Source organism: Micromonospora sp. MP36, from assembly GCF_008119785.1.
Taxonomy (GTDB): domain Bacteria; phylum Actinomycetota; class Actinomycetes; order Mycobacteriales; family Micromonosporaceae; genus Micromonospora.
In genome coordinates, this window is record NZ_VSFA01000162.1 from 1 (window position 1) to 11,347 (window position 11,347).

Annotated in this window: 6 protein-coding genes; 2 read left to right on the top strand and 4 right to left on the bottom strand. The window is 74.0% G+C overall.

Annotated elements, in window-relative coordinates:
* Window positions 1-294: 294 nt before the first annotated feature.
* Both FXF52_RS38595 and FXF52_RS38600 read right to left on the bottom strand, forming a co-directional pair.
* Window positions 295-2,331: a PQQ-binding-like beta-propeller repeat protein gene (locus FXF52_RS38595; protein ID WP_148804612.1), complete on the bottom strand. Its 2,037-nt coding sequence runs from the start codon at window positions 2,329-2,331 to the stop codon at window positions 295-297.
* Between the two features lie 92 nt (window positions 2,332-2,423).
* Complete coding sequence (locus FXF52_RS38600; RefSeq protein ID WP_148804613.1) at window positions 2,424-4,694, bottom strand: hypothetical protein; 2,271 nt, start codon at window positions 4,692-4,694, stop codon at window positions 2,424-2,426.
* 186 nt (window positions 4,695-4,880) lie between these two features.
* Between FXF52_RS38600 and FXF52_RS38605 the strand changes: the two genes are divergently transcribed.
* Window positions 4,881-6,800: a hypothetical protein gene (locus FXF52_RS38605; RefSeq protein WP_148804614.1), complete on the top strand. Its 1,920-nt coding sequence runs from the start codon at window positions 4,881-4,883 to the stop codon at window positions 6,798-6,800.
* 55 nt (window positions 6,801-6,855) lie between these two features.
* Here FXF52_RS38605 and FXF52_RS38610 read toward each other — a convergent pair whose 3' ends face one another.
* The gene (locus FXF52_RS38610; RefSeq protein ID WP_148804615.1) at window positions 6,856-8,892 is read right to left on the bottom strand and encodes a PQQ-binding-like beta-propeller repeat protein; all 2,037 of its coding nucleotides are present in this window, start codon (window positions 8,890-8,892) and stop codon (window positions 6,856-6,858) included.
* Between the two features lie 343 nt (window positions 8,893-9,235).
* Between FXF52_RS38610 and FXF52_RS38615 the strand changes: the two genes are divergently transcribed.
* Window positions 9,236-9,664: an archease gene (locus FXF52_RS38615; protein ID WP_148804616.1), complete on the top strand. Its 429-nt coding sequence runs from the start codon at window positions 9,236-9,238 to the stop codon at window positions 9,662-9,664.
* A gap of 11 nt (window positions 9,665-9,675) precedes the next feature.
* Here the strand turns inward: FXF52_RS38615 and FXF52_RS38620 are convergent, their stop codons facing one another.
* Window positions 9,676-11,097 (bottom strand): RtcB family protein, encoded by a 1,422-nt coding sequence (locus tag FXF52_RS38620; protein WP_148804617.1) that lies wholly within the window; start codon window positions 11,095-11,097, stop codon window positions 9,676-9,678.
* Window positions 11,098-11,347 lie beyond the last annotated feature (250 nt).

Consider the following 11,347-nt stretch of genomic DNA (forward strand, 5'->3'; position numbering starts at 1 on the left):
CCCCCCCCCCCCCTCTCCCCCCCCCCCCCCCCCCCCTCCCCCCCCCCCCCCCCCCCCCCCCTCCCCCCCCCCCCCCCCCCCCCCGGGGGGGGGGGGGGGGGGGGGGGGGCCCCCCCCCCCCCCCCCCCCCGCCGTGCTGATGGCGCAACCACCGCGGCGCCGGGCCGGGTCCGCCGTCGGCGGCGCAGAACCGACGGGCAGGCAGGCCGACGGGCGGGCGGACCGACCCGGAAACGGCAGCGACGGGGGCGAAGGGCCGAAGTCGCCGGCCTTCGCCCCCGTCGCGAGGCGGGTCTAGACGGTGGCCTCGATGAGGTCGAAGCCCTTCGTCCAGTACCGCCGGCCGGAGCTGTGCGCCAGGAACAGCGAGGTGCCGGTGGCGAGGATCCGCACCTCGCCGGTGCGCGGGTCCAGCGAGAAGATGCGGCCGCCCGCGGCGCCGTGGAGCATCCCGGAGGCCGGGTGGTGACGCAGGAACCCGTCCCGCCAATAGTGGTCGAGCGCGCCCCAGTCGACGTCGGCCACGGTGGCCACGACCGACACGGCGCCGGTCGCGGTGTCGAGCCGGAAGATCCGGCCGCCCGTGAGTCCCCACAGCGCACCGTCCGCCCCGAAGGTCAGCGAGGAGACCGCCCGGTCGCCGGGCACCGGAGTCAGCTCCCACCGCTTCTCGCCGGTCGCCACGTCCACCGCGAACACCTTGCCGTCCGGGGTGGTGGGTGCGGCGCCGAGACCGCCCCAGACGCTGGTGCCGCCGTAGACCACGCCGTCCTGGTACGCCAGCGAGATGACGCTCTGGTCGGCGACCACCTGGCGCCAGGTGCGGGCCGTGCCGGTGGCGGGGTCGTAGAGGCTGAGCACGCCGCCGAGGGTGCCGTAGGCGGGGACCGTGCCGATCGCCAGGTACTGGCCGGCGGACACCACCGCGAAGGGCCGGTCCTGCTGCTGCCGGCCCAGGTCGAGCACCACCCGGGGATTGACGCCCAGCTGCCAGGGCCGCGCCGGGTCGTACTCGTGGATCTGCGCCCCGGAGTAGGTGCCCAGGTAGAGCCGGCCGGCGTGGCTGCCCATCCCCTCGACCTGGGGGAACGGCCGGCGGGTCGGCAGGAAGCGGCGGTTGACCGGATCGTAGGCGGCGAGCCCGCCCGACGGGTATCCACCGACGTACACCAGGCCGTCCGGGCCCTCGCCGAGGGACTGCGGGGTGACCGGCGCGCCGAGCAGAGCTGGCCGGGAGAGGGTGGTCTCGTCGCGCCGGGGGTCGTACCGGAGCACCACGCCGCCGTCGTCGACGCCGGCGAGCAGGCGGGTGTCGTCGCCGCCCTCGGGCAGCCAGCGGAGCGCCGTGCCGGTGCCGAACGTCTGGGTGCCGACGGCGCGGGCGGTGCCCGCGCGGACGTCGACGGCGACCAGCGAGCCGGACACGTCCACGTAGGCCTCGCCCCGCGGCCCTAGGCCGGACGTGGCCCGCCCGAACCCCCCGATGCGCAGATCCGTCCAGGTCTGCGCGGCGAGATCGTAGGCGAACGTCATACCCGGTCCCTGTACCCGCACCAGCAGGTAGCGGCCGGCGACCGCCAGGTCGTGCACGAACCGGCCGGTGGGCTCGCCCGGCCGCAACCCCAGGTCGCGGCGCTCCCCGGTCTTGATGTCGATCGCCACCACGTGGGCCTCCGGCGCGGTGCCGGCGTAGATCGTGCCGCCGTGCACCACGAGAGCACGCACGTACGCCTGGCCCGGCATCGCGGGTCCGTAGTCGCGGAACTGCCCGGTGGCGGCGTTCCAGGCGAAGACCCGGCCCTCGCCGCTGCTCGTCGTGTAGGTGCCGCCGTAGGCGTTGCCGTCCTCGTCGGTGTCGAGCGCCCAGATGAACGTCGTGTCCGGGGTCGGCCTGCCGAGAACCTCCACCGATGCGGCACCGGGCAGCCACCGGTAGAGGGTGCCGTTGGGGAAGCTGCCCGCGTACACGGTGCCGTCGGTGTGCCCGGCGACCGCCCAGCCGCCTTGCGCCCCGGGAAGCGGCAGCTGCCATCGCACCTCGTCGGTGCGCAGGTCGACCTCGGCGAGCGTGGCGGGGGCGCCGTTGACCGCCAGCCAGGCGCGGGCCGAGCCGTCGGGCAGGACGCCGATGTCGGCCCCCGGCGTGCCGACCGTGTAGTTGGGAATCTCGCCGACGTCGTCGACCGCCGCGTCGGCGGCGGCCGCGGGCGCCGCGGCGAGCAGGCTCCCGACCGGCGTGGCGGCGATCCCGGCCAGCGCGGCCGAGCGCAGCAGCTGTCGCCGGGTGGGGCTCACCGTGCGGGTGGGCGGGTTGGAGGGAACTGGGGTCACGGAAACCTCGCCTTTCGGATCGGGCGCCACGCGGATCGGGTCCGCGCAGCACGTCGGGTGACGCCCTCGCGCAGGCCGGCGTCGGTCGGCCGCTACCGGCTCACCCCGGACCGGCCGGCCGCTGCGACGATCGCGTCCTGCTCGGCGTCGGTGAGCACGCCGGCGCGCTCCAGTTCGGTGGTGACCTGGGCGACGTGCGCCACGAAGGCGCCGTGCGTCGGCCAGTCCGCGTCGTCGTGGATCAGGTCGTTGACCGTGCAGCCGTTGCTGGCGTAGCGGTTGGCGACGCCGGAGTCGACACCGCCGGTGTGCACGGTGGGTCGCAGGTCCGAGTGCGGGCAGGCGTCCGCCTCCGGCACGTAGCGCAACAGGTGGGAGCCGTACTGGACGGCACGGTTGGCCGCCTTGACCCCGTTGCGGAACCACAGGTCGCCCCGCGCGTCCTGGGTCAGCCGGTAGGTCTGCGCGTCGCGGATGACCCGTACCGCCTTCGACAGCGGGTCGATCTTCAGTAGGTACCCGTCGAGCGAGGCGTAGACGTGCTCGTCGGCGGCGCTGACTACCAACTGGTCCTGCACCCCCGAGTAGTCGCCCGGCACGTCGAAGCGGTGCGTGACGGCGCCGGTGGCGGGATCCAGGACGAACACCTCGCCGTCGGCGAGGCCCCAGATCATGCCGTCCGGTCCGGCCACCAGCGAGGTGATCGCGTCTGCGCCGGGCACCGGGACGTACTCGGCGGTCTTCTCGCCGGTGGTCAGGTCGGCGGTGAACACCTTGGCCTCGGTGGCCGTCGGTGCGGTGCCCCCGCCGCCGCTGATCGTGGTGCCGGCCCACAGCCGGTCGCCGACCACGACCAGGGAGATCACGCCCTGGTCGGCGACGATGTCCCGGTGGGTGGTGCGGGCGCCGGTCGCGGTGTCGTAGACGGTCAGGGCGCCGCCCCACAGCCCGTAGTCCGGGGTGCTGCCCACGTAGAGGCGGGATCCGGCCGAGGCGAAGGCGATCGGGCGGTTCTGTCCGTCCGGCTGCAGCCGGAACAGCTCGCGCGGGTTGGTGCCGAGGCGGTACGGGCGGGTCGGGTCGTACTCCAGCACGCCGCCGTACGGGTACACGCCCTGGTACATCTTCCCGCCGTGCCAGCCGAAGCCGTCGGCCTGCCCGAGCCGGCCGAGGTCGGTGGGCTTGCGGGTGGCGGGGTCGAGCACCGCCAGGTTGCCGTTGATGTAGAGGTTCGTGTAGATCCGGCCGTCCGGGCCGGCGCTGATGTTGTTGATGTCCAGGGCCTGCGGCGGGAACGGCAGCTTGTAGCGCTCGTTGGCGCCGGTGGCCGGGTCGTACCAGAGCGCGTCGCCGGCGTAGTTGCCGATGGTGGCGTAGAGCCGGCCGCCGAGGAAGCCGAAGCCGACACCCGCTCCCCCGGCCACCACCGGTTTGCCGGCGGCGTCCCGGACCGGCCCGTACGTGTCGGTCGGCAGGTCGTAGCGCCACAGTTCGGTGCCGGAGGTGAAGTAGACGGAACGGCCGTCCGGGGCGAGCGCCGAGGTGCCGCGCGAGCCCATGGTGAACCCGTCGGCGAGGATCGCGCCGGTGTCGGGGTCGAGCACGAGCGCCTCGAGCTTGCTGCGCTTGACGAAGAGCTTCCCTCCGACGAGGTTGACGTCGTACGGGTAGCTGGGGTCGCCGCGCAGCCCCGCCGGCCAGATGTCGCGCTTCTCTCCGGTGGCCAGGTCGAGGCGGACGAGGTGGCCCCGGCTGCCGACCGCCGCCCAGAGCACACCGCGCGCCGGGTCGACGGCGACGTCGCTGACGTACTGCTCGCCGGCGTACATCGGGCCGTGGTCGCGGAAGCCCTCCTGTGGGGAGTAGGAGAAGACGTGCGCCCCGGGATAGGTGCCGCCGTAGACGCGTCCGTCGGCGCCCGGGCGGAGACCGTAGAGGACGGTCTGGCCCGGCACCGGCGCGCCCAGGTCGACGGTGGCCCGGGTGTCCGGGTCGTACGAGTAGAGGTGGGCGTTGGGATAGCTGCCCGCGTAGACCGTGCCGTCGGCGGACTGGGTGATGCCCCAGGCGCCGGAGGAGTCGGGCAGGTAGGCGGTGTCCAGCAGCTCGCGGGTCACCGGGTCGGTGACGCTGAGCACGCCGGGGGATCCCATCTGGACCGCGTAGGCGACCGGACGACCGCCGGGCCCGGTGCCGTAGTGGGTCTCGAAGACGGTGAGCGCGGTCTGCTGGACTCCGAAGTCGGTGACCGTCCCGGGCTCGGGCGCGGCTGGGGCGGCGGCCGCCGCGGGAGCGGCCGGCAGCAGGGCCGCGCACAGCGTGGCGACGAGGGCGGGCAGCAGTGTTCGGCGGGACGACGACAAGCGCGGACCTCCCAGGTGCGACGATGCCCGGCACTGTATTACGGGCGCGGCCGGAATTCCATAGGCGGCATTGAATCACTGTCCGATGCCGCCAATCTCCCGGTAGGACTCGACAGCACAGAGGGGTCGTGGTGGGCTGTCAGCGATTAGAGTCATGGCCGAAACTCGTCCGATCTGGAGGTTGAGTTGCGTCGTACCGCCCTGACCGCGGCCCTCCTGCTGGCCGCCGCCACCCTTGCGGTCCCCTCGGGGCCCGCGCTGGCCGGGAGCCCACCACCCGGCACCGTCACCGACCTCGGGCCGGCCTCCGAGGTCACCTCGGTCAACGGCGCCGAACTGGTCGACGGCACCATCTACACCGCCACCGGCGGGGTCTCGCCGATCGTGCTGGGCGGCTACGACCTGGCCGCGCAGCGGGTCACCAAGCGCTACGAGCTGCCCACCGGCGGCGGCGCCTGGGCCACCACGGAAGTCGGCACCGACCTGTACGTCGGCACGTACGAGCCCGGTGACCTGTACCGGGTGGACACCACCGGCACCGCCGTCACCAAGGTCGCCGACGTTTCCCCCGACCGGTACATCTGGGCCCTGGACACCGCACCCGACGGGGTCGTCTACGGCGGCACCTACCCCGGCGGCCGGGTGTTCTCCTACGACCCGGCCACCGGCACGCAGCGCGACTACGGCGTCGCGGTGCCGGGAGAGCAGTACGTCCGCAGCATCGCGGTCGACGCGACCACCATCTACGCCGGCGTCGGCGCGCACGCCCATCTGATCGCCATCGACCGGGTCACCGGTGCGAAGCGGGAGATCCTGCCGCCGGAGTTCGCCGACCGCACCTTCGTCGGCACCCTCGCGCTGGAGAACGGCGTCCTCGCGGCGGCGCTCTCCCCCACCGGCACGATGCTGCTCATCGACACGGCGGATCCGTCCCGGTACGAGGTCGTGCAGACGCCGGACAGCTTCATCACCGCCATCGCAATCGACGTCGCCCGGAACGACGTGTACGTCGGCACCCGCCCGTCCGGCACCCTGCGCCGGTACGACCGGGACACCAAACAGCTCTCCACCCTGGCCGTCCCGTACGACGGCGCCTCCTTCGGACGGATCTTCGTCACCGGCGACCAGTTGCGCGGCGTGGTCACCAACAGCGTGGTGACCTACGACCTCACCACCGGGGAACTGACCGGCGTAGACCTGACCCAGGCCGGCATGCCACCGGCGCCCGAGCTGGCCATGGCCATCGCCACCGACGGGCCACGGGTGTACGTCTCCGGCAAGGCCGGCGTCCAGGTGCACGACCTCGTCGCCGGCACCTCCACCCGCCGCTTCCTGCCCGGTGAGGCCAAGGCCATGACGCCGATCGGCGGCGAGATCTGGATGTCGGTCTACACGCTGGCGTACCTGTTCCGGATGACGCCGGACGGTGCGCCACGACGGGTGACCGCGTTCGGCAACGAGCAGACCCGGCCGCTCGACGCCACCTGGGCGCCGTCGGAGAAGCTGCTGGTCGTCGGCACCGAGCCCGACTACGGCCGGTACGGCGGCGCCGTGGCGCTGTACGACCCCCGCTCGGGGGCGCTGGACGTGCACCGGGACGTCATCGCCGACCAGTCGATCCGCGCGGTCGCGGTCAAGCACGGCACGGCGTACCTGGGCAGCAGCGTCAACAACGGTCTGGGCACCACGCCGCGGGCGACCGAGGCCCGGCTCGCCGGGTTCGACCTCGCGACCAGGACGAAGACCTGGGAGACCGTCCCGGTGCCCGGCGCGAAGCAGATCGTCGACCTGGTCGCGACCGGCAACCGGGTCTACGGCCTCACCGACACCGGCGTGCTCTTCGCCTTCGACCCGGCGACCCGGCAGGTGGTCGCCACCACCACCGTGCGCCCCGGCGCGGGCACCCTGGTGCAGGTCGGCTCGGCGATCTACGGCACCACCGGCAAGGACATCTGGCAGCTCGACCCCGCCACCATGGCCGTGCGCCCGTTCGTGACCGGGCTCGACGCCGAGTGGTACGCCGGCTCGGCCCTGCTCACCGCGGCCCCGGACGGCTCGGCGCTCTACGCGCTGCGCGGCCGCGACCTGGTCCGGATCCAGCTGTAGGCACGGCGGGCCGGTGACCCCGAGCGGGTCACCGGCCCGTTGCCGTGCCGCAGGCTCAGCCGGAGACGGTCACCCGGTACAGCTGCGGCCCGTCCCCGAGGAACAGCCGCCCGTCGGGGTGTACGGCGAGGAACTCCGCCGGTCGGTCCAGCAGCAGGGTGGCCGCGCCGGTGGACGCGTCCACCCGGAACAGCGACTGCCCGGCCACGAGCGCGTAGAGCAGGTTCCGGTCCGCGTCGTAGCCCAGCCGTGCCCGGCTCCCGGACACCCCGGGGGCGAGCTGGACGCGCCGGACGACGGACCTGGCGGCGACGTCGACGGCGAACAACTGCCCGCCGGCGAGCCCCCACAGCAGCCCCGACCGGTCGACCGCCAGCGCCGGGATCGCCGTCGCGCCCGGCACCGGGGTGAACTCGAAGGCCTTGCTGTCGCTGCCGACGTCCCAGCCGAAGAGTCGCGCCTCGGTCTGCGTCGGCCGGGGCACGCTGTAGCCGCCGTCGATCGAGGTGCCGCCCACCACCAGCCCGCCGGCGCGGGCGAGGCTCACGATGGACGAATCGGTCACCACCGGCCGGTGCACCGTCGCCGCCCCGTTGGCCTTGTCCACGATGACCAGCGCGCCACCGAGGGTGGTGTTGGGCATCGTGCCGTAGGCGACCTTGTCCCCGGCGTCGGTGAGCGCCCGCGCCCGCACCTGGTCGGCGGATTTCAGGTCGACGAGCTTCACCGGGTTGTCGGGCATGCCGGGCAGCCCCGGGGAGTATTCGGGGCTGCTCCACGACCGGCCCAGGTCGTAGCGGTAGAGCCGGGAGTCCGGGTAGGCCCCCAGGTAGACCTGCCCGCCGGTCTCCAGCAGGCTCTCCACCTGCGCGAAACGCTGGAAGGTGGGCGCGCCGGTGTCGGGGTCGACCCGGGCGAAGCCGCCGTTGAGGTAGCCGCCGACGTAGACGGTGCCGGAGGCGCCGGCGTGCAGTGACGCGAGCGGGATCGGCTCGCCGGGCACGTCGGTCGACACCACGTCCGCCCGGCCGGTGACCGGGTTGTAGCGGAACATGTCGCCGCGCCACAGCAGCCCCACCAGGGTGCGGCCGGGCCACCGGGGGTCGGCCAGGGTCACCCAGCCGATGCCCCGGTTGTTGACCACCCGCCCCGGAAAGACCAGCGGGGTGTCGGTGAACCTCCGGGTGCCCGGGTGGTATCCGGTGAGCCGGCCGGCCCGGGTGAGGTAGACCAGGCCACCGGGGCCGGGCGCGGAGACGTCCAGTCCGGCGACGCCGTCGATCAGGTCGGTCCACCGTCCGGCCTGGATGTCGTACACCCCGAGGGTGCCGGTGGTGGCGGAGCCGAAGCGGGCGTACAGCCGGCCGCCGTAGGCGTTGAGGTCGTACACGGTGAGTCCGGCACCGCCGCCGATCCCGGCCGGCAGCGGCAGTTCCCGCCGCTCCCCGGTGCTCTTGTCGATCTCGAACAGGTGGGCGTCCGGCTGGGTGCCGGCGTAGACCTTGTCGCCGGCCACGGCGATGCTGCGCACGTACTGCGCGCCGGGCAGCACCTGGCCGTAGTCCCGGGTCTCCCCCGTGCCCGGATCGAATGCGAAGACGCGGGCGCCCGGGAAGGTGCCGCCGTAGACCACGCCCGCCTCGTCGACGGCGAGTCGCCAGAGGTACGTCTCCGACGGCAGCGGCCGGCCCAGGTTCTCCACAGGGCTGTCCGGCCCGGGCCGGCGCCGATAGAGGTCGCCCGTGCTGTACGCGCCGACGTAGATCGTGCCGTCCGGCGCGGCGGCGACGGCGTACGAGCCGGGTGCGCCGGTCAGGGCCTGGGTGGAGACGGTCCGGCCGGTCGCGGGGTCGATCGCGGCGAGCCGCGCCGGCTCACCGGAGACCGCGGACCAGAGCACCGGCGCACCGGTCGGTCCCGGGGCGACGGTCCCGCCGATCAGCAGCACGTCACGCAGCGGCACGCCGAGGGGGTCGACCGTGACCGTGGGTACGGCGGCCGACGCCACGCCGAGCGCCGCCGGCGCGGCCGACAGGGCGGGCACCGCAGTGACGGTGGCGGCGTAGCGGATGAACGTACGACGGTCGGTCATGGGCGCCTGCTTTCCGACGAGGCCGCCGGAGACGCCGGCGGCGGGATTACGGAGATGGCCATAGGGCGGTGACGGTAAAGGGCCGTGACCGCTGTCAGTGGCCAGACCCGCACATGGGGCCGGAAGGCGACGCTTGGCCCGGTTACGGCCATGGCCGTAACCAGCCTAGGGTCGGCGATCCATTGGCGTCAACGCCATGCGGCTGGTCCGGCGTCCGTGATCGCCGCTCGCTCGAAGCGCCCGCGCCGGCGGCCGTCGTCACGTACCGTGGCAGCGGCACCACCGTGCCCGCCGCGACCGCATGCGGCGCGGTGGCCGTCGGGGTCGGCATGGGGAGCGAAAGATGAGCAGACGACCGGCGCGAGGGCACCGGAACGTGCCGCACACCGCCGACGTACGGATCGAGGCGTGGGCGCCCGACCGGGAAGGCTGTGTGGCCGAGGCAGTGGCCGCGATGCTCGACACCTTCGTCGACACCGCCGGCGCGGACGCGGCCGCCGAGACCGAGTTCGCCGTGCCACCCGACGACGACCAGGACATGCTGGCCGCCGTCCTCGACGAGGTGATCTTCCGGCTCGAGACGGCGGGCGTGCTGCCGCTGGCCACCGACGTACGCGCGGCCGACGGCGGCGGGCTGCTGGTGCGGTGGTGGACGGTGGACGCCGACGCGGTGGAACTGGTCGGCGCGGTACCCAAGGCGGTGGCCCTGCACGAGCTGCGCTTCGGCCCAGATCAGGACGGCTGGTCCTGCGCGGTGACGCTGGACGTCTGACGCCCCCCGGGTCAGCCCTTCGCCACGCCGAGCGGGACGAGTCGGGCCACCCGCCGGCAGAGCCCGGCCCCCTCGGTGGCCTCGATGACGGCGGTGATGTCCTTGTACGCGGTGGGCATCTCCTCGGCCAGCCCCTTCCGGGACTTGCCCCGGACCGCGATGTCCTGCGCCTCCAGCTCGCGGCGCGGGTCGTGTCCCCGCACCGCCTTCGTGGCCTGCTTGCGGCTCTGCGTCCGGCCGGCCCCGTGGCAGGTGGAGGCGAAGGCGGGTGCCCCCGGCATGCCGACGAGCACGTACGAGTCGGTCCCCATCGACCCGGGGATCAGCACCGGCTGCCCGACCGGGCGCAGGTCGTCCGGCAGGTCCGGGTGGTCCGGCGGCAGCGCCCGCGTGGCGCCCTTGCGGTGCACGCAGAGCCGCCGCTGGTCGCCGTCGACGCCGTGGGTCTCGATCTTCGCGAGGTTGTGCGAGACGTCGTACACCAGGTCCAGGTCGCCGCCGGTGATCCGCTGGAACACCTGCCGGGCCGAGTGGTGCAGCAGCTGTCGGTTGGCCCGAGCGTAGTTCGCCGCGGCGGCCATCGCGCCGAGGTAAGCGCGCCCCTCGTGGGACGACACCGGTGCGCAGGCCAGCTGCCGGTCGGGCACGTGGATGCCGTACCGGGGCATCACCTTCTCCATGGCGTGGATGTAGTCGGTGGCGATCTGGTGCCCCAGCCCCCGCGACCCACAGTGGATCATCACGCAGATCTGGCCGGCGCGCAGCCCGAACGCGCTGGCCACCGCCTCGTCGTAGACCTCCTCCACCGCCTGCACCTCGAGGAAGTGGTTGCCGGAGCCGAGGCTGCCGACCTGGCCGGCGCCGCGCTCCACCGCCCGCTCGCTCACCTGGGCCGGATTCGCGTCGCCGACGGCGCCGTAGTCCTCGCACCGGTCCAGGTCCCGCTGCACGCCGTAGCCGCGTTCGACGGCGTAGCGGGAGCCGCCGCGCAGCATTGCGTCCAGCTCGCCCCGGTCGTCCAGGTGCCACACCGCGCCCTTGCCCATGCCGCGCGGGGTGGCCTCCCCGAGGCCGTCCATCAGCGCCTCCAGGCGGGGCCCGCGCAGCTCGGCGCGGTCGAGGTGCGCGGCGAGCAGCCGTACCCCGCAGGAGATGTCGAAGCCCACGCCGCCGGGCGAGACGACCCCGCCCGCCTCGACGTCGGTGGCGGCGACCCCACCGATCGGGAAGCCGTAACCCCAGTGGATGTCCGGCATGGCGTACGAGGCGCCGACGATGCCGGGCAGGGTGGCCACGTTCGCCACCTGGTCCAGCGACTTGTCGGCCCGGGCGTCCGGCAGCAGCGACCGGGACGCAAAGATCACCCCCGGGACCCGCATCGGGTCATGCCGGTCGATCCGGAACCGGTACGGCGACTCCTCGACCAGCTCCATGCTCGCCGGGCTACCCCGCTGCGAGGCAGTTACACCCGGTCTGGTGGAGATCGCCGCGTCCGGGAGGTGGCGGCGGTCGTGGCGCTCGATCTGAGGGGGTGGGGCCGACCGTGCCCGGCTCCCGGCGGTCAGGCTTGATCCCTCCGCCGGGCACGGTCGGCCCCACCCGTCGTGGTCCGGCTCCGCGGGCCGGTTTGGGCTCAGCCCACAGCAGCGTCGAGGGTTGAGCTGATGGTGCCGCGCTCCGGGT